The following is a 19,463-nucleotide window of genomic DNA, read 5'->3' on the forward strand; positions in this document are numbered from 1 at the left end:
CGCATCTCCAGGAAGGGGTATTTTAATTATGGGTACAGTAGTTATCGTTGGTACACAGTGGGGCGACGAAGGTAAGGGGAAGATCGTTGACTTCCTGAGCCAGGGCGCGAACGTCATCGCCCGTTACCAGGGGGGCGACAATGCGGGCCACACCATTCACGCGAACGGTCAGGTCTACAAGTTGCGCCTGGTTCCATCCGGGATTCTGTACCCAGACAAGCTATCCGTTGTCGGTAACGGGGTCGTGGTGAACCCGAAGAGCCTCGTTGCTGAACTCGCGCGGCTTAAGGAACAGGGCGTGGCAAGTGCTAACCTGCGCATCAGCGACCGCGCCCAGGTCATCCTGCCGTACCACATCGCCCTCGACAAGTTGCAGGAAGCAGCCAAGGGTGACGGTAAGATTGGGACCACCGGCCGCGGTATCGGCCCTGCCTACATGGACAAGGCCGGCCGGGTTGGGATTCGCTTCTGTGACCTCCTGGAAAAAGACACATTCGAACGCAAGCTGCGTGCCAACTTGGCAGAAAAGAACGTGCTGTTCACCAAGATTTACGGTGCCGAACCAATGCAGTTCGACGACATCTTCGAAGAATACTACGCATACGGGCAGCAGCTCGCGCAGTTCGTGGTCGACACCTCGGTGCTGCTCAACGACACTGTGGATGACGGCGGCAACGTCTTGTTCGAAGGCGCCCAGGGCATCATGCTCGACATCGACCAGGGAACCTACCCATTCGTGACGTCCAGTAACCCTGCTGGTGGGGTATCCACCGGTTCCGGTCTCGGTGCTTCCCGTGTGAGTCGCGTCGTTGGGGTCACCAAGGCGTACACCTCCCGAGTTGGGGATGGCCCATTCCCAACTGAATTGAACAACGAAACCGGCGACTTCATCCGCAACGCCGGCCACGAATTCGGGACGGTTACCGGCCGTCCACGCCGCATTGGCTGGCTCGACACCGTGGTGGTTAACCACGCCAAGCGCGTTGCCGGGGTGACGGACATCTGCTTGAACTCTGTGGATGTGCTCACTGGCCTCGACACCATCAAGATTTGCAAGGCGTACAAGAAGGCTAACGGCGAGATCATCACCCGCTTCCCCGCATCGCTCAAGGAACTGGCTGAATGCGAACCAGTTTACGAAGAAATGCCTGGTTGGTCCGATGACATCACCGGTGCGAAGTCCCTTGCTGACCTGCCCGCCGCAGCGCAGCACTACATCCAGCGCATCACCGAACTCGTTGGTGCTGACCTGCTCACGTTCGGGGTTGGCCCGGACCGCGATCAGACCAACGTGCTCGAAGACGTTTGGGCCAAATAAACCATTAAAAAAATCTCGCCGCGATGGGCGAGATTTTTTTGTGCGCTTGGCCAACACAGTTTATTTCTTGAAGTGCACTGCCGGAATATGCTTAACGATGGGCATGCCGCCGAGCGATTCGGCGTGCGGATTATCGACAAGGCCTTGCAGCTTGCCGGCGTGCCAGAGGTAGTATTTGCCGTCGTGCGCGAGGATTTTGTCCTTCTGCGGATTGATTTCGAATGTGCCCTTGGCGTCTTCGGGATTAATGGAGTCGGGCTCGAAGATGATTGAGGTGGCCATGAGTGGCACGAAGATGATGAGTGCGAGGATAATCCGGTTAGTGCGCTTGACGGTCCGCCCGGTGAGCAGGAACTTGATGCGGTGGGTCAGCGTTGGTTTCTCGAACATGGTGAACTGGGGGAGCAGGGCCGCTGACAGTGCGGGGGCGACCGCTACTTTTGGCGCGGCTTGCAGCTGCTTAGTTACGGTGACGAGGCTCTGCGTGTAACCGAGGTAGGTGTCCTTATCGACATTTTGGACGACCTGGTTATCCACGCGCATTTCGATAATCATGTTGGCCTGGCGCCGGAAAATGTACATGATGGGGAACCACCAGTAGACGCACACGAGTAAGCTGACGAGGTACTTCAAGAAGACATCGTGATTTTTGATGTGCTGCAGCTCGTGGTGCATGATGTAGGTCAGCGTCTGCGGAGCAAGGTCAACGGCGGGGATGATGAGCTTGGGTCTGCGCAGGCCAGAGACGAACGGGGACGCCACCCCGGGTAGCCGGTAAATAGTCACGTTCGCGGGGATGGCGACGTGCTCGGTGAGCTCAAGTTCGTGCTTGGCCACCCGCGGAAGTGTTCCTAGCGCGCGATTCAGGTGGTAACCCTGCCAGAGCAAACGGCTGAGCATGGCCAGGAATCCAACCAGCCAGACTACCCCGATGATGATAAACCAGGTGACCTGGAAGTGGCCGAGACTAAAGCGCGGGTGGGCCAGGAAGCCGTATACTGCCGGCAAGATGTGGTGCGAGGAGATGGTGTAGGTGCCGAAATACTCGGCGGGCACCAGCAGTCGCAGCAGGACAATCACCGCAAAAGTGGCGATGAAGTCGATACGAAAAACCCCGTACGCCTTGGTGCGGGCAATGAGCAGCTGCAAGATCCCCACGAGGATACTAGCAATGATTAACGAAATAATAATTGAAGAAACCGAAATGTCCATGACCCTAACCCCTACGTGCATAGCATTAATGTTTCTAGCATACATTAATGCGGCGGTCTTGGCGAATTTGACGAGTTTTTTAATCTTCCTCCGTCGGCTGCTGGGGTGACGGGATTATTTGCACTTTTTTACTGGTGCTTCCAGTTAGCTATCAGGCTGGACAAAAGCCGCGGCGGTAGGGATTACTGGCTGCGTTGCGGCGTTGCATCTAGCTTAGTGCGGATTTGTGTTATTAAAATAAAAATATATTGTCGTTCCGCCAAAATGGCATTAAGGTTAGGGTATTGGGCAGGGTTGGCCCGATATTTTGGAGGGTAGAAATGATGAATACAGCGGTGAATGAGCAGCTACAACTCTACGGTGAGCTGAACGGCGCGCTGCCAGTGCTGGTGGCGATAGTGATTGCGATAATTGTTGTGGCGGCCCAAGCATGGCGGCACACGGTGCGGCCACAAACGGCGGCGCAGGTGGCAATGATCCTGTACGTGGGCGTGCTGGTCGGCATCACGCTTTTTCCCGTTAACTTATATTCCCCGAGCAATGTCATGAGCAAGCTGCCATTCGGCTTGCAGGGGCCATACATTAACGTCAATCTAGCTGATATTCGCAACTACACGCCGGTACAAGTGTACGGCAACGTGCTGCTATTCATGCCGCTCGGGTTCCTCGCGGGGCTCATCAGCAAGAAGTACGCACAGTTCGCGCCGAACCTGGCCCTGATTGTGGGCACGACGCTCATGATTGAAGCGGCGCAGTTCATCATGTGTTACTTCTACCTGGGCAACCGGACAACGGACGTCGTGGATTTAGTCACCAACACGCTTGGCGGCATCGCGGGTTTCCTGGTGCTCAAGCTGGTGCAGTGGTTAATCCCGCATGCAGTTGCGCGGGTGCAGGAATAGTTGGGCAAAACAAAACGCCTCACCGATTGCGGTGGGGCGTTTGCTGTTACTTCTGTTCGTCAATCAACTTCGCCAAATCCTGTAAGTCGTCTTTTTCAGCGTCGCGGCTGATGAAGTTTGCTGCGAGGGCCTTCAAGGCGGACTTGGAGATGAGGGTGGCGTAGTAGTCTTCCTCGGTGATGTTGGCCACGTATTCACGGGTCAGCACGGTGCCACTGTAACCGATGTGTTCAACGCGAATGAACTCGCCCTTCAGCAACTTGCGCAGGACGGACTGGACGGTATTCATGCTGATGTCAGTCTTGGCTGCGACCTGGTTGGCGGCGAGGGGTTCATCGGAGTCCCAGAGCACGTGGAGAATATCTTCTTCGCGGCGGGTGATTTTGATTTTGCGTGTCATTATTCGTACTTCCTCGTTTAATGTATACACATATTATAATACACGATGTCAAAAAAACAATAGACAGCCATAATTGCGTCCTATCACGATAATTGCATATAAGAATTTTCTGGGCGTGTGATGGTGGTATAAATATATTAATGCCAATTGTTATTCATAAAATTCAATTAGCATTTTACAATAAAAAAAATATTGCAATCCGGCGAAATCAGTCGTACCATGGTATTCGAGGTTGGCTTATCAAATCGGTCCGCAAACTGGAATTGCGGACACGGAAGAAGAGGTTGCACATGGGTACGCGGAATCTGTTCAGTTATATCTTGCGGGGCATCTCGCTGGCGGCTGGGGTAGTCGCCGCGGGGGGCTTGATCCACAGTGGTTTCATTACCGAAATTATTCTGGCCGCGATTATTCCTGGCAACCAGCACCCAGCGGTTTTCGCCATGCTCGTGGTGGCGATGGGCACGCTGCTACTCATGCTGGCGCAGATTGGCATGACCATCTGGTGCCCGTGCCAGCATACAGCACTCATGAGTACGACGCTGCTGATTGGCGGCTGGTTCATCTGCGCGGCGTTCGCGGGCGTCCAGTTGTTCACGCTGTCGATGTGGGCCGGCGTCAGCACGATTGCGTTCTTGCTCACGGTGGGGTTCAGGCGCCCCGACGCGGCTGCGGCGGACACAGAAGTGGTGCAAGACGAGCAACATTAATATGCGCCAAGCTAAAAGACCGTTACCTGATTCATCATCGGGTAACGGTCTTTTGCGTTAAATATTGCCGGTCAGGGTGGCGATGCCTACGAGGATGACGATGATGCCAAAGCCGAAGCCGTACCACAGGCCGAATGCGGAGAAGGGGGAGGTGGACTTGCTGGCGGTTTGCTTGAACCGCTTGAACGTCCGCACCCCAACGTAAATTTGAATCAAACCCAAAATGATGGCGCCGATACCCACAAGATATTGTTCCATGATTGTTGCCTCCATTAACCCCAACAAGTTAAACCCTACACATGTTTAACTATGCCCACATTGTACTGCTAAGCAAGCACTAACACAGGGACTTTAGTCTGATATTCAGCCGATTGTGACAAGTTTCTACGTGGTGAATCTGTCGCTGGTGCGGGCGCCGAATTAATCGCTAAATATTGCTTTGCGCCGCGTCGGTAAACGGTTACAATTAAGCTATCGTTAACGCAATTATTGATTTGTAAAGCGGAGAAATGGAGATGACGATGTGAGTGGTTTTCTTGGTGAATTCCTTGGCACGATGGTCTTGATTGTGTTCGGGGTTGGATGTGGTGCGGGGATTAGCCTGCGCAAGAGCCTGGCGCACGGGCAGAGCTGGTTGTTTGTGACCCTCGCCTGGGGCATGGCGGTGACGTTCGGGGTGTACGTGGCGGCCCACTTCGGCACGGACGGGCACCTGAACCCGGCGGTGACCCTAGCGTTCGCCGCGTTTGGCTACTTTCCGTGGCGCGAGGTGCCCGGGTACTTGCTCGGCCAGTTCCTCGGCGCGTTTGTCGGAGCAGCACTGGTGATCCTGCAGTACTACCCGCATTTTTGGCAAACCAAGACCGAGGCGGACGGCAACACCGTGGGCATTTTTGCCACCGGCCCAGCTATCAAGGCGCCGTTCTTCAACTTCCTGAGTGAAGTTATCGCCACCTTCATGTTCATCTTCACGCTGCTGAATCTCGGCGACTTCAGTACGGGTCTCAAGCCGTTCATCGTCGGGCTACTAATCATGGTTGTGGGTCAGACACTCGGGGGCACGACGGGGTTCGCGCTGAACCCTGCCCGGGACTTCGCGCCCCGGTTGGCATACGCGGTGCTGCCCGTGCCGAACCGCGGCCAGGTGCACTGGGAGTACGCGTGGGTACCCATTGCCGGACCGATCATCGGTGGCTTGCTCGCGGCGGGACTGGAGCGGATGTTGTAGTTAACTTACGAATTGTGGAAGTGCGTAATAAACGTGCTTCTATTTTTTTCGGGGGGGTGTATACTTAGCGCAATTTACGGTGGTTGAACATAAGGTGTCAGCCGACCGAGCGTACCGTTTAATCAAACTAAACTAAAAAACGTCCGGGAATTTCAATCACGAAATTCCCGGATGTTTGCTTTATTTCACAATGCGGTAGTAAACCCGCGCGGTGGTCTTGTACATCAGCACGTATACGACGGCGAAGATACCAAGGGTGATGCCGATGGTGGCGAGGAACTGCCACCAGTCATAGATACCAAACAGCGTGAGGACGCGCTGGATGAACGGCGCGGCGACCAGGGTGTGGAGGCCGGCGACAATCAGGGGGATGTAGAACAGGGTGAGCAGCTGGCTATTGATGGTGCGGCGCACTTCGCGCTCGCTTAGCCCAACTTGCTGGAGAATCTTGTAGCGCTTGGCATCCGCGAGTCCTTCCGCGACCTGCTTGTAGTAGAGAATCAGCGCGGTGGCGAGGATGAACATGATGCCGATGAGGATGCCCATGAACAGGAAGGCACTCATCCACTGCAGGATTTCTTTGCGGTTAACCGCGGCACTCTGGACGCTATCACCGGGGATGTCCTTGGCGAGTGCGCGCTGGTTAGCTTGGCTGCCAGACAGCGTCAGGTAGACGGTGGTCTGCATCTGCGCGAACATTGCATCAATGTCTGCTTGCTTCATCTTTGGTGCGAGCTGCTTGATTACCGCACTGATTGCGGACTCATTCTGCAATACCAGAAGCGCAGTGCCGGTAGCGGCAATGTTGGTGGCAAACGGCATGGCAGCCTTACCCAGCACCCGCATAGTACTGGTACCGACGATGATGCGGCTGCGCGTCTGGTCCTTCGTTGAGCCGTATAATACATCGCTTGCCCCTAACTTGACGTGGGTACCCATCATCTGGTTATAGTGGGCGGCAGTCATGAAGCTCAGCGTCTGCATGTCCGCTTTGGGTCCGAACATGCCGTTGTAGTCCTTGTTCGTCGCTAGTTGCAGACGCTTGCCCGTGAACTTCATCGGCGTAGCGCCGCTAACAGTGGCGACGGTGCGCTTTTTGATGGTGACGTGGTGCTTGCGGGCGGCCGCGGCTACCTGCGCCTTTTCCTTAGCCGGGGTCAACGTGCCCTTCTTGCCTTGCGTCCCGGTGTCCAGGGTGGTGAAACGCAGGTACTGGAGGTCGGCGGGGTTAGAAGTGTTCACGATTTGCGGCACGCCGCGGTACAACGTGATGGTGGTGGCAATGGTGACGAGCGTCATGGTGGCGAGGATGGCGATGGAGGCCAGTCCGGCCCCGTTTTGCCGCATCCGGTGAATCATGTTGGCGACGTTAATGAAGTGGGCAGGCTGGTAGTAGTACTTCTTGTTCTTGCGCAGGCGCTTGAAGATGAACACGGAACCGGCGATGAACAGGAAGTACGTGCCGATGATGACGAGAACGACGGCGATGAAGAACCACTGCAGTGCGCCGAGCGGGTTGGTGATCCCGATAGCAGCAGCGTACCCGGCGCCCAGAGTCAGCACGCCGAGAATGAGCATCAGCCAGCGCGTCTTAGGTTCACGTTCACCGGCGCTCACCGCCTGCAGCATTTCCAGTGGTCGGTGCCGCCTTAGCCAGTTAGCGTCCAGTAGCATGAGCCAGAGGAAAATCAGGGCCATGATCCCGGCCACTTCGGCAATCGGAACGGGATTGACGCCAAAAGCGACGTTGGCCGGCACCCCGAGCATCTTGCCCAGCGCCAGGTAGCTGAGGCGTGAGAACGCGGCACCGAAAACCGAGCCGCAAATCAGGGTAATGATGAGGCAGATCAGCAGTTCAGCGGCAGTCATCAGGCGTAATTCGCGCTTGCCGAAACCGATGACGCTGTACAAAGCGAGCTGCTTGGTCCGTTGTTTGAGCAGGAAACTGTTGGCGTACCAGGCGAGGATGACGGCGAACACCATCATCACGTAGGCACCATACTTGAACATTTCGCTGGCGACGGCCTGAATGCCTTCGCTGTTGTTGGCGAAGATTGCGCCTGCGTCGGCGTGCACTGAGAGCATGACCACGTTCATCACGGTCAGCAGGGTGGTTGCGAGGAGAAACGGCACGAATATCCGCTTGTGCGCCCGGATATTCGTGGCGGCAAGACGAAAGTAGAACATTTAGGCGTCCCCCTTCGTTGCGGATGGAACCTGTTTTGCGAGCATCGCCGTCATCGTGTCGCTAATCTTCACCAGCATTTCGTCCTGGGTCAAATCGCCCCGGTACAGCTGGTGGAAAATGCGGCCGTCGCGAATGAACAGCACACGCCCGGCGTGGCTGGCGGCAACGGCAGAGTGGGTCACCATCAGAATGGTTTGGCCATCACCATTGAGCTGAGCAAACAGCTGCAGCAGTTCGTCGGCGGTGCGCGAGTCCAGGGCCCCGGTTGGCTCGTCCGCCAGCAGCAATTCGGGGTTGGTAATCAGGGCGCGGGCGGCGGCAACTCGCTGTTGCTGCCCGCCGGAGAGTTCGTACGGGAACTTGGCGAGCTTGTCACCCAGCCCCAGTTTGGGCGCCAGATCCTTGACGCGCTTTTCCATTTCGGGTACCGGCGTTTTGCTCAGCACCAACGGGAGTACGATGTTGTCCTGCACTTTGAAGGTGTCGAGGAGGTTGAAGTCCTGGAAGACGAATCCGAGGTGCTCCCGGCGGAACTTAGCTGATTTGCCTTCCGGAATGGTGCTCAGTTCGGTGCCGTTCAGGTTAATGCTGCCACTGGTGGGCTTGTCGAGGGCGGCAATCAGGTTGAGCAGCGTGCTCTTCCCCGAGCCGGATTCCCCCATGATGGCAACGTACTCGCCGGTTTCTACCGACAGCGAGACGTCCGTCAGCGCCTGAACCGCGTTGGCGTTGAAACGCGTGTGGTAGGTCTTAGCAACATTAGTTAATTCGAGAATTGTGGACATGATTGACTCCTCCTGGGTTCGCAGCGCAGCGATGCACGTTGCGAACTTACTTGTTGGTTATAGCATATCCCAGGCGGAGGAGTGCGGGTACTTACGATTTGCGGGGAAAGCTTACAATGTTGTAAGGTGGACGGGTAATGTGCAAATTGTTATTAAATTTTTCGTATTGCTGAAATTGGTGGTTTCGGTTAGTCAGTGCTGAGCCTTGCATTATTGTGCGACCGTGTGTAGAATATAGGTATCGAAATCGATCATGGAGATCACTGAAGAAGCTACCCCGACTGCCAACTATGGGTGGCTTTTTTTGTTATTAAATTGCTATTTCAGAATTATGCCAACCTGATTACAAGGTGCAATTGTTTATTCGAGCAGCTGGTTAACCCGCACACGGACTTGCGCGTACAGGTAGTCGGGCAGTTGGCCAATCTTGCGCACGTGCCGTTTGCGGTAGTCGAATGTGAACAACTGCAGTGGGTTCACGAAGCCATCAACTTCAGGTAGGTTTAGCGGAATAAGTAGGCCGGAGTCTTTAAGGCGATTGTGGGTGGCGTGCGTTATCGGCGCTACCAGAACCAAGCCGGTAAGCTGGCTGTATGTCCCACGGCTAATGACTACTGCAACAGAAGCAACAGATTTTTAGCGACCCAGCGCTGAATTCAGAGTGGTATGATGAGCTCATCAATAGCGGAGGTGGCGTCATGCCCGCACAAATCATTCTTATTCGCGGAAATTCTGGTAGCGGCAAAACAACGCTCGCACAGGCGGTTAGGGCGCAGCTTTCGGACAGTTGCCTCATTTCACAGGACGTGTTTCGCAAGCAAATTTTGACTGAGCCCGATCATACCGGCAATAAGAGTATCGATCTCATGCGGACGAACATCGCGTGGGCGCAGGCAAATGTGCACTACCTGATTATTGAAGGTATTTTGAAGCAGTCGGTGTACGGCGGCATGTTGACTGCACTGCACGAGGAAGCGAGCACGCGGATGCACACGTACTACTTCGACCTGCCGTTTGCCGTGGCCTTGGCGCGTAACCAGACCAAGGCGGCGCCGTTTCCGGAAGCGTGGTTGCGCCGGTGGTGGCTGGAAGCCGACGAACTCGGTTTTGAGGACGCAATTTTCACGCCGGATGTAGACTTTGCCCACCAACAAGCGCAAATTATAGCGGATTTGACGCAGAAATGATTGCGCAAGGCGAGATTGGGCTGCAGGACGGTAAATTGAGGTGATTAGAATGCCACAGGAACAGAATTTAGGGCGGCGTTTACGGCAAATTTGTGCAGCAACGCCCGCAATCAACGCGCAGATTCGCCATTTTGCCGCCGGGACGGTACTGCTGCAAGCCGGTGACGTGGCGACCGCGCTGTATCTCGTTAACCGCGGGTGCTTGCGGATGATCTATAACGACGGGGAACATGACATCACGCTGAAGTTCTTCACCGAAGACCAGGCCGTCAGTTCATTCGCAAGTTTCTACAATCAGGTGCCGAGTGCATTCAGTCTGGTGTGTGTGGAGGACGTCGAACTACTCGAACTGCGCCGCACCCAGGTCATGCAGATGATTGAGCAGCGCCCGGAAGTCTTGCGCCTCGCCATGGACGCGCTCAGTAAGCGGCTGGGTGAGTACACCCTGCTGCTGGCACGGGCGAAGACGACGCCGGAAGAACGGTACCAGCAGCTGGTGCTGACTAGCCCCGCCATCGAGCAACGACTGACGCAGAGCATGCTGGCGAGTTACCTCGGCATATCGCCGGTGTCGCTGAGCCGGATGCGCAAACGTCTCGGAATAATCAAATAAATTATGGCCCGTTAACTTAGGTTAATGCGCGGGCCCACGCGCGGCGGTAACCTTGGTTCATCAAATAGATGAAGCGAGGTTTTTATTATGACCAAAAACACAGCGATTGTTTACTACCACCCATACGCAGGCAGCTTCTGCCACGGGATTCTTGAAGCCGTGACCAGTGGGGTGCAGCAGGCTGGAGGCACCGTCGATCTGATTGATCTGGGCGCGGATGGGTTTAACCCGGTGATGTCCGGCGCCGATTTGCTGGCATTTCGCAAGCACGCCATGGTTGACCCCCAGGCACAGGCGTACGTTGCGCGGCTGCAAAAGGCGGATGAATTGGTGCTGATTTTCCCAATTTGGTGGGAACTCATGCCCGCGATGGTGAAGGGGTTCATCGACAAAGTGATTTTCCCGGGCAGCACCTACGAGTACACGCACGGCGGTAAGGGGATGCGCACGTTGCTCACGAATGTGCAGCGGGTGCAGGTCTACACGACGATGAACACGCCGGGCTGGTTGTACCGCACCCTCTACGGGAATGCGATTCAGCGCAGCCTAATTCGCGGCACGTTGCGCAAGTCGGGGCTGCGGAACGTGCACCTGAAGGCCTTCTACGTGGTTAAGGGCACCAAGCGTGCGCAGTTGGCCCGCCAGCTGGCGCAAATCACGCGTAGTTTTCAGCAGTAATCACGTTGAATTAACAGACAATTATAATGATGCACGCACGTCCTGACCGGTAGTTTGCTGGTCAAGACGCGCGTGTTTTTTACGTTGGCAGCCAAATGTTTACTAAATGTTAAGCGCGTACCGTTAAATGATGCAGTGCTGCTTAAGAATCAATGCTATAATTAGAAAAACATTTTGGAGGTGGCCGTTATGTTGGAGGTTTCTCATCTGAATTTTGCGTACCACAAACAGCCAATTTTGCACGATCTGACCTTCACGGTGGCCACGGACGAGATTGTCGGGCTCGTGGCGCCGAACGGCACGGGGAAGAGCACATTGCTCAAGAACCTGGTGGGCCTGTTGACGCCGGCCAGCGGGACAATCAGCTTGAACGGACACGATTCCCGGCAGGACCGCACCGCGTTCCTGCAGAATTTGTTCTTTCTGGAAGATAACCGCAATTTGTATGAACACCTGACCGCACGCGAGCAGATTATCTACGTGCAGCAGATGTGGCGTAGCGGGGTGGACGTGGACCACATCATCGACCTACTGAATATGGGTGGCTACAAGAACAAACGCATTAGCAAGATGTCGCTGGGGATGCGGCAACACGTGCTGCTGGCGACGTATCTGGCGGCGAATACGCCGCTCATGCTGTTTGACGAACCGCTGAACGGGCTGGATCCGACGAGCATGCAGCTGTTCACGCAGATTTTCACCCAGCTGCGGGCGCAAGGACACGGCATTATCATGTCCTCGCACTCGGTGGAAAACGTCACGGCGATGACCGACCGCACCTTCTTCCTCAAGCAGGGGCAACTGACGGTGTGCAACACGGGTGACATCGACCTGCTGGCGAAGTACAACGAGATGTTCGAGGTGAAGGCACTTGGGCCCGAATTTAAGCTTTGAGTTCCGCACGTTGCGCCGCGCGCCGGCGATGCTGGGCTTCATCATCGCCATGGCGTTATTGTTCCTAGCCCCGAACCTGCCCCGGCTGCATCCGGTAGTCGGGTACGAACAGGAAGTCCAGAGCTACATGGGCGATGCGAGTCAGATTAGTGCGCAGCTAGAAGCGTGGCGGAAGAATCCCCCGGCGACTGCACCGACCAATCCGAGTGTGCGTGAGTTGCGGGCGGTGCAAACCAAGCTGACTGCCGTGATTGCTGCTGAAACGGCGACCCCGGTGCAGGTACGCACCGTGATGCGGGCGAAGTTGGCTTACGGGCAATTGCTTGTGCGTGGTGCCCGCGCGGGGTGGGCGCAGTTCACGGGCTCCGCGGCTTTCGAGCTGGCGCGGGTCAAAACGCTGCGCTACCAGCTCCGCCACCACATTGCCGAGATTCCGGCGGGGAGCACGCAGCTACCAGGACTGCACCAGCTGAGCCAGAACCTGACCACGTTCCTGAATGGTATCTGGCTTGCAGCCCTCCTCGCCCTATGGTGTGCGACCTTCCTGATTGCGGATAAGCGGCAGCGAGTTAACGCGCTCGTGACCATCATGCCGGTCCGCAAAACGGTGGTGCTGGGCAATAAGCTGTTGAGCTTCTTGCTCCTTGCTGGGTCCGGGCTGCTCGCGAGCGTGGGCATTGCGTTTGTTGTCCCCACACTGATGAACGGCGCCGGCAACTGGCAGTATCCCGTGGCCTATTCGCTTGACGGGCAGCACGTTTTTCTGCGGCATCTGGGCGTACTTGTGCTGGAGCAATATAGCCTGCTCATGCTGGTGCTGCTCTTTCTCGCCGTTTGTGCCGTGTTCATTCAGCTCTGGACGAAGAACGTATTGGTCTCGCTGCTGGGGATGCTGCTGATTGCACTTAGTGGGCAGGTGCCGACGAGCAGCTGGTTGCCGACCAGTTATTTCAACGCGAGTGCAGTGCTCACGTCGCTTAATGGTGGGGCCACGTTTGGCCACATGGCTGGGGTGCTGCTCGCGGCTAGTTTGCTTTTGGGGTTAATTAGTTTTGCCGTTGTGCGTGTGCGCCAGCGGCTGTAGTGGAGGGTGAACATGATGATTGAGTTGCGTAATGATCTGCGCCGCATCTGGCGCGAACCCGTCTTCTGGTTAGTGCCGCTGGTCCTGGCCGTCGTGTTAATGCTGCCCCTGCGCCCCGTTACACATGAAACAACGGTGCAGACGATGGTGCGCGAGGCCAAGACCGATGCGTCGACGATGAAACTGGACAATATGCGCAGTCTTGCTCAGGGCAACAAGGCCAAAACTGCGGACTACCACGCCGCGGTGGCGGAGAGAAGCAAGTTGCAGCAGATTGCCCGCCGCGGTGACCGGGTGGCGTACGCCAAGTCCATGTCGCGGTTTATGACGCTGGAAGAGCGCGTTGAGGGCACTGCGCCGAGTGACTTTCAGGGATTCCACTATCTGGCGAAGCACAGCATGCCGATTTACTTCTACAACATTGAACGGCAACGGGAACCGGTGTTGAAGTATCTGGGTGAGAACCTGGGCCTGACGTACCAGAGCATGTTCATCCTCGTCATTTTAGCAGTGACGGTGGCTTACTTGATTTGGTTGCCGCAACACAAGGACGAACGCGCGCAGTTCAGTCTGGTGCCACGGCGACCAGTGACGGTCCAACTCGCTCAGGCATCTGCGGTGTTCATTAGCGTCAGCGCGGCCTTCATCGGTAGCGTCATTCTCGCCAGCCTGGTGCCGCTGGTACGCAATGGCTTTGGCCAGTGGCTGTACCCAATTGTGCATAATACAAGCGAGCAGAACCAGATTTTTGCAGCCGGGCCACTGGTGTTGGGGCAGATTTTGTTGGTCATCGCGTTTGTCTTCCTGCTGACGGGCATCGGGACGCTGGCGCTGACATTGCGGCCGACGTTGGTGACGAATGTGGTGGTGCAGTTAGTGTTCGTTCTGGGTGCTTCTTTAACGACGGCAAACGGGGTGGCGCCGCAGAACTTGTTCCGCTTCATCCCCAGCACCTACGTCTGGACGCGGGGCGTAATGATGGGTAGCGGTAGCATGCAGTTCGAAATCAATGCGTTCGGGCTGGTAGGCGGCCTGCTGGTTCTGGGCGTATATGGCTGCTTGGCGCTGGGGCTGGCCGGGTATCTCGTGCACAGGCGGGCTGGCAGACTGTGCACAGTAGCGATGTGAAAATAAGGTGCCCCATCAGCGTTTCTGCGCTGGCGGGGCACCTTTTAGTTAATCCTGTTCGTCCGGCGGGAAGACGTTATGTTCCCGCTCAATCTCTTGGTCCGCAGACAGGGCCGCGTCCAGCTCGCTGCTGGATTCAACCACCCGTTCAGGAAGCCCGCGCACCTGGTTCTCCAGGTGAATCCGCGCGGCTTGCTTCGGGTTCAGCAGCTTGTGCCCCAGCTTCTTCGTGCGTTTTGCGTTTCGGTTGCGCCAAATTTTGTTTGCCATAATCTGCCTCCACTGTGTGCGCGACTGCTTCTATGATTATGGTAACGCGGGGGCGGGGAAAGAAAAATTGGGCGGGTGAACCGAGTAGGACGGGCTCAGAAAAACGTTATATAATAATAGTGAGAACCGGTGGTGGAGGTGATAGTATGACCAGTAATGATGATACAAAGACGATTACAGTTAAGGTTAATCGTGAGCTTGCTGATCAGGTTGAGATTACTCTGAAAAATCTAGGAATAACCCAGACTGCATTGATTAATTTGCTGTACAAGAAGGTTGCTGTGCTTGGTAAAGTTCCGTTTGCGCTAAAATTAACTGATGCGGAGGTGGCTCAATTGGACCTAGAAGATGCGGTTAAGGATATTTCGGCGCGCACAATTGACAACCCAGATGAATTTGACCAGTGGCTCAACGAAGATTAACCAAAAAGTCGCCCAGCAATGAGCGGCTTTTTGTTATCCTATTCCGCCTGCCACACCTGCTGCGCCATGTGCACGTACACCTTGGTGCCGCTGCCGACCGTTGACGTCACGGATAGCTTGAGCCCCATCTTCGCGGCCACGGTTTGGCTGAGCGTCAGGCCGAGTCCGCTTGCCTTCTGGTTCATGCGGCCGTTGTAGCCGGAAAAGCCGGGTTCAAAAAGGCGAGGCAGATCGCTGGCGGCAATGCCGATGCCCGTATCGGCAATCACGATGGCGTCACCTTGCGCATAGATGTGCACGCCGCCACGTTCGGTATACTTGGCGGCGTTGGTGAGGATTTGTTCAAAAATAAAGCCGAGCCACTGGCTGTCAGCGACCACCGTGGGCAGCGCATCAACCTTGACCGCCAGATTCTTGCTGATGAAAAGGTCAGCGAGGTCGCGTACGGTGCGGTTGACTAGCGGTGTCAGCGGCGTTGGCTCGAGCACCAGGTCGCGGTTGACGTCGTTGATTTTCACGTACGTCAGCATCATTTTGATGTAGCGGTCCACCTTGCGTACCTCGGCGCGGGCGGCGGTGGCATTCACTGGCGGCACTTGGAGCAGTAAGTCCAGCGCGGCCAGCGGTGTTTTCATCTGGTGACTCCACAAGGCGAAGTTGTCGTTTAAATCTTTGGCCTGCTTGTGGGTCTGATTCGCTAGTTGCCGGCGGGCCTGCATCTGGCCGTTAATGATGGCCTGATATTGGGCGGCTGCAGGGTCCAGTGCGGGCGGCAGTGGGGCGTCATCGGCGACGGGGATGCTGCGCAGCTGGCGGAAATTCACTAGCCAGCTCCATGCGTCAACGGCCAGGACGGGGATGAGTATTGCCGCGCCAATCACCGTGCCATCCAGTAATGCCACCGGTGGCAGGTCTTCAAGGAAGGTGATGGTGGCGGCGGTGAGCCAGATAATGACGATGGTGAGCCAGGTGATGGTGCGGGCCTTGAGGTAGGCGGTTAAATCACGCATTTGGTTGCACCGCCAATCGGTAGCCGGCACCGCGCACGGTTTGGATGACCTGATCAAGTGCGATTGGTGCGACCTTTTGCCGCAACCGCGTCATCGTTACGGCCAGCGTGTTCTGGTCAATGAACGCGTCACTGGCCCACAGCTTGGCGATGATGTCTTCGCGGCTCACGACCGCGCCGGGACTAGCGAACAGCATGCGCAAAATCCGGGTTTCGGTCGGCGTGAGATCGATGCTCTGGGCCAAGGGGATGCTGGTGACCCGGTTGTCCAAAGCGGCCAGCTCGAACTGACCTGCAGGGTAGCGTCCGTCTTGCTGCTGGTATTCATACGTGCGGCGCAATAGTCCCTGAATCTTCGCCAGCAGTACCGGCAGTTCGATGGGCTTGGTGAGGAAGTCGTCGGCACCCATGTTCATCGCCATCACCAGATTCATGTCGTCGCTGACGCTGGTGAGGAACATCACCGGCACCTTCGACGTCCGCCGAATGCATTCGAGCCAGTGGAATCCGTTGAAGAACGGCAGGCGAATATCCATGAGCACGAGGTTGGGCGCCGCGGCCGCTACTTCGGCATCCACGTGATTGAAGTCCTGCACGGCTTTGACCGTGTAGCCCCACTGCGCTAGGTAGTGGCTGATGGTGGCCGCGATGGTCGGTTCGTCTTCAACTAGGAAAATAGTTTGCGTCATAATGGCCTCCGGTGATTTAAGGTTGCGCAAACATTGTACCAGTTTTCGGCTTTTGCGGCGCGCGGCTTAAGTCCTAGAGGCGATGGTTTAGCCCGCAATCCCGTGCATCTGTTGCCACATGGTGATGAGGACGACGACCGCGATGATGCCGGTGAAGAAAATCATGTACAGCTCCTTGTACATGATCATGTTGATGTCACTCGTTGCGTCTTTTTTCCGCCGCCACTTGGCCCAGAGAATGACAAGCTCGCCGAAGATCACCACGATGGCGCCCTCGGCAAGGAAGGCCAGGGGACCACTGGTCGCGTCGATTGTGCCCAAGCCATTGAAGTGGGTGGGGACGGTTTTCGGGCCGATGAATGTGCAGATGATGCCGACGATGAATGTGCAGGCGGTGATGAGCCGCATGCTCAGGGTGAATTTACGCATGAGATTGCCTCCGTATTGTTCCGGGAACCCAACTGAATTGCCTACATTATAGTGCGAAAATGGGGGGTGAAACCCTTTCATAAAAATAATTATCCTGACGGTCACGGGACGGATGCTGTCCGCTTGGGGCCGTTTTTTGCGCGGTATAATTAACGTATCAATCATCAAGGAGTGTGTCCCTTTGCCCGATTTATCAACTTCAACCTTTATTTTGCCCCCAGACGCCCAGATGTCGGCGGACCAGCAGCAACTGACCGCACAGATTCTGGCATTCACGACCGCGCACCTGCACGACGCAACCAGCGCGGTGTTCGTGCTCACGGGGGATGCCGGTTCGGGCAAGAGTGCGGCGCTGGCCCACGCCTTCACCCAGGTGCAGGCGGCTGCTCGCAGCAAGGCGCCGGGTGAACTGGTTGGCACCGACAACTACTTGCTTGTTAATCACAACGAAATGCTCAAGGTATATAAGGAAGTTGCGGCGGCCACATCGGCACTGCGGGTGAAGGACTTCATGAAGCCCACGCCGTTCATCAATGGCATGCGCAAGCGCGGGCATAAAGCGGACGTGGTGTTCATCGATGAGGCACATTTACTATTGAGCCAGAGTGACCCGTTCAATAAGTTCACCGGTGATAACCAGCTCGACGGGATTCTGCAGCTGGCACGAGTCGTGGTGCTTGTGTTCGATCCGCAGCAGGTGGTCAAGCTCAAGAGCCACTGGGATCCGCACATGCTGCAGCGGCACCTGCGCGGGCACGCGGTGGCGGAGTTCAATCTGGACGGGCAGATGCGGGTGCAAGATGCGCAGGTTAGTGAATGGATTAACCGGTTGGTGCAAGGGCGCCTGACTGCATTACCACAACCAACTGAATTTGAACTGCGCGTGTTTGCTGACGGTCAGCCGCTGTACGATTGGGTGCAAGCGCGCGACCGGATGTTCGGCCTGTCGCGGCTGATTGCCACCAGTGATTTTCCGTTCCGCGTCTATACCGATCAGAAGTGGTTCGTGCACGCAGGGAGTCTGACCCTGCCGTGGGACAAAATCAATTTCACCGACCGGCCGTGGGCGGGGCGGCCCGAGACGGTGCACGAGGTGGGCTCCATCTATACGATTCAGGGTTTCGACCTGAACTATGCCGGCGTCATTCTCGGACCCAGCGTGGATTATGATGCGGCCAGCGACCGAATTATCGTGCACCCAGACAGCTTTGAGGACACGGAAGCCTTCCGCAAGCACCCCGGTTTGCCGGATCCGGATGCGGCGAAGGACGCGATTATCCTGCACACCATGAATATTTTGCTTAAGCGCGGGCGCAAGGGCTTGGGGATTTATGCGGTGCGTCCGGCATTGTGGCAGCGACTGTTGGAACTTAGCCGGCGCTGACAAACGGCGCGCGTTTGTCCGGACGCCACGCAATCGCGACGGGTACAATGAACTTATCAACCAGTAGATTGGGGGCACTTTTATGCAGCAAATCAAAATCGGCCAGGAACACGTTCCAGCTTTGGGCATGGGCACCTGGCATATGGGCGAAGGGAGCGCGGCCAAGACGCAGGCCGAAGTCGCCAGTTTGCGGTACGGGCTCGACCACGGCCTGACCGTGATTGACACTGCGGAAATGTACGGCGAAGGGGCAGCTGAACGGGTTGTGGGCCAGGCGATGCAGGGTTATGACCGCAGTCAGATTTACCTGATTTCCAAATTCTACCCGTGGCACGCGACCGATAAGCTGATCCGCAAGTCGCTGGCGGCCAGTCTGCGGCGACTCGGCACGGATTATCTGGACCTGTACCTCCTGCACTGGCGCGGGACCACGCCGCTGACCGAGACCATCGGCACGTTGCGGGCCTTGCAGAACGAGGGGCTGATTCGCGCTTACGGGGTGTCGAATTTCGACACGCTGGACCTCGCCGAAGCCCGTGCGGTTGCGGGCGGCAAGGGGGTTGTAGCCAACGAAGTACTTTACAACGTGGCCGAACGCGGCATCGAGTACGACCTGTTGCCGGCGCAGAAACAGTCGGGGACCACGCTGATTGGCTACTCGCCGTACGGTTCGGGCAATGGCCAGGCGATTACGGTCCCCCAGCCGCTGCAGGAACTCGCTGCCGCTAAGGGCATAACGGCCCACCAACTGCTGCTCGCGTGGGTTTTGCGCAATGGGGATGTGCTCAGCATCCCCAAGGCGAGCCGGCCGGAGCACATGGCCGCCAACATCGCCGCCATGGACGTGCAGTTAACCTCAGCGGACTTGCAGCTGATTGACACGTACTTCCCGGCGCCAACGGGGAAGGTGCCACTGGCAGAAATCTAAATTTG

23 protein-coding genes are annotated in these 19,463 nt (G+C 56.4%); 13 read left to right on the forward strand and 10 right to left on the reverse strand.

Annotated features, from left to right (window positions below):
* Positions 1–28: 28 nt before the first annotated feature.
* On the forward strand, positions 29–1,318 hold the full coding sequence (locus FC18_RS05860; RefSeq protein WP_054679205.1) for an adenylosuccinate synthase: 1,290 nt from the start codon (positions 29–31) through the stop codon (positions 1,316–1,318).
* A 60-nt stretch (positions 1,319–1,378) separates the two neighbouring features.
* Here FC18_RS05860 and FC18_RS05865 read toward each other — a convergent pair whose 3' ends face one another.
* Complete coding sequence (locus tag FC18_RS05865; protein ID WP_054679202.1) at positions 1,379–2,530, reverse strand: M56 family metallopeptidase; 1,152 nt, start codon at positions 2,528–2,530, stop codon at positions 1,379–1,381.
* 320 nt (positions 2,531–2,850) lie between these two features.
* Between FC18_RS05865 and FC18_RS05870 the strand changes: the two genes are divergently transcribed.
* Positions 2,851–3,432 carry a VanZ family protein gene (locus tag FC18_RS05870; RefSeq protein WP_054679199.1) on the forward strand — a complete coding sequence of 194 codons (582 nt, stop codon included), beginning with the start codon at positions 2,851–2,853 and terminating at the stop codon, positions 3,430–3,432.
* 46 nt (positions 3,433–3,478) lie between these two features.
* On the opposite strand, the gene FC18_RS05875 is transcribed toward FC18_RS05870, so the two are convergent.
* Positions 3,479–3,832 (reverse strand): BlaI/MecI/CopY family transcriptional regulator, encoded by a 354-nt coding sequence (locus tag FC18_RS05875; protein ID WP_054679198.1) that lies wholly within the window; start codon positions 3,830–3,832, stop codon positions 3,479–3,481.
* Positions 3,833–4,122: 290 nt separating this feature from the next.
* Between FC18_RS05875 and FC18_RS05880 the strand changes: the two genes are divergently transcribed.
* On the forward strand, positions 4,123–4,542 hold the full coding sequence (locus FC18_RS05880; protein WP_054679195.1) for a hypothetical protein: 420 nt from the start codon (positions 4,123–4,125) through the stop codon (positions 4,540–4,542).
* A 57-nt stretch (positions 4,543–4,599) separates the two neighbouring features.
* On the opposite strand, the gene FC18_RS05885 is transcribed toward FC18_RS05880, so the two are convergent.
* Positions 4,600–4,800: a hypothetical protein gene (locus FC18_RS05885; protein ID WP_054679191.1), complete on the reverse strand. Its 201-nt coding sequence runs from the start codon at positions 4,798–4,800 to the stop codon at positions 4,600–4,602.
* A gap of 265 nt (positions 4,801–5,065) precedes the next feature.
* On the opposite strand from FC18_RS05885, the gene FC18_RS05890 reads away from it, so the two are divergent.
* Complete coding sequence (locus tag FC18_RS05890; protein ID WP_054679188.1) at positions 5,066–5,770, forward strand: MIP/aquaporin family protein; 705 nt, start codon at positions 5,066–5,068, stop codon at positions 5,768–5,770.
* Between the two features lie 180 nt (positions 5,771–5,950).
* Here the strand turns inward: FC18_RS05890 and FC18_RS05895 are convergent, their stop codons facing one another.
* From FC18_RS05895 to FC18_RS11915, 3 genes are all read right to left on the reverse strand, one after another.
* Positions 5,951–7,957, reverse strand: coding sequence for an FtsX-like permease family protein (locus FC18_RS05895; protein WP_056975715.1), 2,007 nt, complete (start codon positions 7,955–7,957; stop codon positions 5,951–5,953).
* Positions 7,958–8,743: an ABC transporter ATP-binding protein gene (locus FC18_RS05900; protein ID WP_056975718.1), complete on the reverse strand. Its 786-nt coding sequence runs from the start codon at positions 8,741–8,743 to the stop codon at positions 7,958–7,960. It abuts the gene before it with no gap.
* Between the two features lie 360 nt (positions 8,744–9,103).
* A complete protein-coding gene (locus FC18_RS11915) occupies positions 9,104–9,352 on the reverse strand; it encodes a type II toxin-antitoxin system PemK/MazF family toxin (protein WP_082404078.1) in 249 nt (82 codons plus the stop codon).
* Between the two features lie 89 nt (positions 9,353–9,441).
* On the opposite strand from FC18_RS11915, the gene FC18_RS05910 reads away from it, so the two are divergent.
* From FC18_RS05910 to FC18_RS05935, 6 genes are all read left to right on the forward strand, one after another.
* Positions 9,442–9,930 carry an AAA family ATPase gene (locus tag FC18_RS05910; RefSeq protein WP_054679176.1) on the forward strand — a complete coding sequence of 163 codons (489 nt, stop codon included), beginning with the start codon at positions 9,442–9,444 and terminating at the stop codon, positions 9,928–9,930.
* Between the two features lie 49 nt (positions 9,931–9,979).
* Positions 9,980–10,543, forward strand: a complete 564-nt coding sequence (locus FC18_RS05915; RefSeq protein WP_054679173.1) for a Crp/Fnr family transcriptional regulator — start codon at positions 9,980–9,982, stop codon at positions 10,541–10,543.
* A gap of 87 nt (positions 10,544–10,630) precedes the next feature.
* Positions 10,631–11,221: an NAD(P)H-dependent oxidoreductase gene (locus FC18_RS05920; protein WP_054679170.1), complete on the forward strand. Its 591-nt coding sequence runs from the start codon at positions 10,631–10,633 to the stop codon at positions 11,219–11,221.
* 189 nt (positions 11,222–11,410) lie between these two features.
* Positions 11,411–12,115, forward strand: a complete 705-nt coding sequence (locus FC18_RS05925; RefSeq protein WP_054679167.1) for an ABC transporter ATP-binding protein — start codon at positions 11,411–11,413, stop codon at positions 12,113–12,115.
* Positions 12,093–13,199 (forward strand): hypothetical protein, encoded by a 1,107-nt coding sequence (locus FC18_RS05930; RefSeq protein ID WP_054679163.1) that lies wholly within the window; start codon positions 12,093–12,095, stop codon positions 13,197–13,199. The genes FC18_RS05925 and FC18_RS05930 overlap by 23 nt, the downstream gene beginning before the upstream one ends.
* Before the next feature lie 12 nt (positions 13,200–13,211).
* Positions 13,212–14,327, forward strand: a complete 1,116-nt coding sequence (locus FC18_RS05935; RefSeq protein ID WP_056975720.1) for a hypothetical protein — start codon at positions 13,212–13,214, stop codon at positions 14,325–14,327.
* Between the two features lie 48 nt (positions 14,328–14,375).
* On the opposite strand, the gene FC18_RS05940 is transcribed toward FC18_RS05935, so the two are convergent.
* Positions 14,376–14,597, reverse strand: a complete 222-nt coding sequence (locus tag FC18_RS05940) for a KH domain-containing protein (protein WP_054679154.1) — start codon at positions 14,595–14,597, stop codon at positions 14,376–14,378.
* Between the two features lie 146 nt (positions 14,598–14,743).
* On the opposite strand from FC18_RS05940, the gene FC18_RS05945 reads away from it, so the two are divergent.
* A complete protein-coding gene (locus FC18_RS05945; protein WP_054679152.1) occupies positions 14,744–15,019 on the forward strand; it encodes a type II toxin-antitoxin system RelB/DinJ family antitoxin in 276 nt (91 codons plus the stop codon).
* Between the two features lie 38 nt (positions 15,020–15,057).
* Here the strand turns inward: FC18_RS05945 and FC18_RS05950 are convergent, their stop codons facing one another.
* From FC18_RS05950 to FC18_RS05960, 3 genes are all read right to left on the reverse strand, one after another.
* Positions 15,058–16,029, reverse strand: coding sequence for a sensor histidine kinase (locus tag FC18_RS05950; protein ID WP_054679149.1), 972 nt, complete (start codon positions 16,027–16,029; stop codon positions 15,058–15,060).
* The gene (locus FC18_RS05955) at positions 16,022–16,717 is read right to left on the reverse strand and encodes a response regulator transcription factor (protein ID WP_054679146.1); all 696 of its coding nucleotides are present in this window, start codon (positions 16,715–16,717) and stop codon (positions 16,022–16,024) included. Before FC18_RS05955 ends, FC18_RS05950 begins: the two co-directional genes overlap by 8 nt.
* A gap of 87 nt (positions 16,718–16,804) precedes the next feature.
* Complete coding sequence (locus FC18_RS05960; RefSeq protein ID WP_054679143.1) at positions 16,805–17,146, reverse strand: DUF1648 domain-containing protein; 342 nt, start codon at positions 17,144–17,146, stop codon at positions 16,805–16,807.
* Between the two features lie 181 nt (positions 17,147–17,327).
* On the opposite strand from FC18_RS05960, the gene FC18_RS05965 reads away from it, so the two are divergent.
* Positions 17,328–18,530, forward strand: coding sequence for a DUF2075 domain-containing protein (locus FC18_RS05965; protein ID WP_054679140.1), 1,203 nt, complete (start codon positions 17,328–17,330; stop codon positions 18,528–18,530).
* An 82-nt stretch (positions 18,531–18,612) separates the two neighbouring features.
* Positions 18,613–19,458 (forward strand): aldo/keto reductase, encoded by an 846-nt coding sequence (locus tag FC18_RS05970; protein WP_056975722.1) that lies wholly within the window; start codon positions 18,613–18,615, stop codon positions 19,456–19,458.
* The last annotated feature ends 5 nt before the right edge of the window (positions 19,459–19,463 follow it).

It is taken from the genome of Lacticaseibacillus sharpeae JCM 1186 = DSM 20505 (genome assembly GCF_001436225.1).
Classification (GTDB): domain Bacteria; phylum Bacillota; class Bacilli; order Lactobacillales; family Lactobacillaceae; genus Lacticaseibacillus; species Lacticaseibacillus sharpeae.